This window comes from Moorena sp. SIO4E2 (assembly GCF_010671945.1).
GTDB classification, from domain to species: Bacteria; Cyanobacteriota; Cyanobacteriia; order Cyanobacteriales; family Coleofasciculaceae; genus Moorena; species Moorena producens.
The window spans coordinates 1-1,705 of sequence record NZ_JAAHIE010001107.1 but is presented as its reverse complement, the minus strand read 5'-3'; the positions used below and the strand labels follow the sequence as shown (position 1 = coordinate 1,705).

Genomic DNA, 1,705 nt, shown 5'->3' with positions numbered 1-1,705 from the left:
TTAAGCTATGCATTAGTCACATTTTTCTTAACATAATGGGACTTGACACCAGAAGTGGTTTTCGGGGAAAGTAGAAGCCAAGTCTGTGCGATATCATGCAGTCGTCGCAGACCCTGCCAAAGGGTTTTCACCCCTGGTTCACCATCTCTATTGCGCGCCAAAAATCCACCCAACTGGGCTATCCAACGCACACAAGTCCTCAAATTAGGGGGGACCTCAGGTGGGGAGGGTGTTTGATGAATAGTGCAGTAAAGCGCTTGCCACTCATGGGTTTCTAGTACCGTATCCCCAGGAGTATCAGGGTGGTAACGAGCCAAGTAAGTCATCCACAACAAGCGCCAAGCCACAATGGTGTAAGTGGCTAAAGCTCGGTGGATGCGGTCGGCAGTTTCCAGTTGCAGTTGTTCGAGGCGACAACCGCTCTTGAGGACATAATGATAGCGTTCAATCAACCAACGATAAGAGTACCAACGCAAACATTGCACCACATCCTCAAAGCAAGTAACCTCTAAGGTAGTCAAGAGTAACCAACGAACTGGTACCACACCGGGTGGTGGGTTTTCTTCTTCTGCTTTTATTACCTGTAGGCGGATTGGTTGGAGGCGCTCCCGTTCGGGATGAGTAGCTGGTGGTTGTAACTCAATGGTTGTAGTACGTAGGGTCAGGGTAGCTTGACGGGCAAGGCGTTCTGGATTTCGTCTGAGTTCTAAGGTCAGCTGACCACAAGGCATTACTGTTCCAATTGCTTGGTCAAGACGTTGGAGTTGTTGGTCTTCAGAGGTAGGTTTGACTGTACGGTTGTGCATCGCACGAATCAGAAACTCCGAGGAAGGGCGGCGCGGCAGCATGAACAACTCATAGATGTCAGCTTCGCGATCAGCCACTGTGACAACGGTAATTTCTGGAGCAATCAGACTCTGGGTAGCATCCAAGGTCGTTTTCCAACGCTGGCTCTCTTTTTCAGAGATGGGTTTTTTGTGTCGTTGATGCTTCTTTCCCAACGAGCGCGATATCCCTAGCCCAGACTTGTTGATGTAATACACCTAGAGGCACACCATTACTTGTACTACAAAATACTGAGTGAATTTTTAAGCCTCTTGCCTTAGCATTGTCCAAGTAACCCATACCCCTCTTCGCTGGATGATGAGTGAAATTCAGTTCTGTTGTGTCTTGAATGGCAATGACAATAGACTCAAGTTTTACTCGTTCTAATGTACGGCGTTGGTGAGCTGATGCGATCGCTTCCGGTTTAATGTAAGGTGATTTCCAAAACTCATAGGCAGCCTGGGTCGCAGCTAAGTTTCCCGAAGCTTGCGGCACACTGGCATTTGGTTGGGCTGCCAAATCGCTGACAATCCGCATCAACCGTTTTTTGCGACGTACATCCCCTAATTCAGCATCTTGCAGCTCTTCTACTGCCCAAGCTTTCATTTAAGTCCCTCCGAGTTGAGAATTTTTCGTGGCTCTGTCAGTTTACTCACTTCCATTGGATCATCCCTGAGTTCGTCAGCACGTTTTTGCGTACGCCAAGCTACCCCAAATGCATAATTCTTCTGTATTACATTATGAAGTACCCAATGGAGGTTGAATGGAAGAACAAAAACTCAACACGGATATGGATTAAGTAATATGAAGTAATTCCACCTTGCCTCACGTCCCATCAGCTCTCTGGATTGTTAAGAAAGATGTGACTAATGCATAGCTT

General features: G+C 47.3%; 1 pseudogene. It reads right to left on the bottom strand.

The annotated features are described in order from the left end of the window. Positions 1-5: 5 nt before the first annotated feature. Positions 6-1,431, bottom strand: a pseudogene (locus tag F6K37_RS41170) (IS4 family transposase). Between the last annotated feature and the right edge of the window lie 274 nt (positions 1,432-1,705).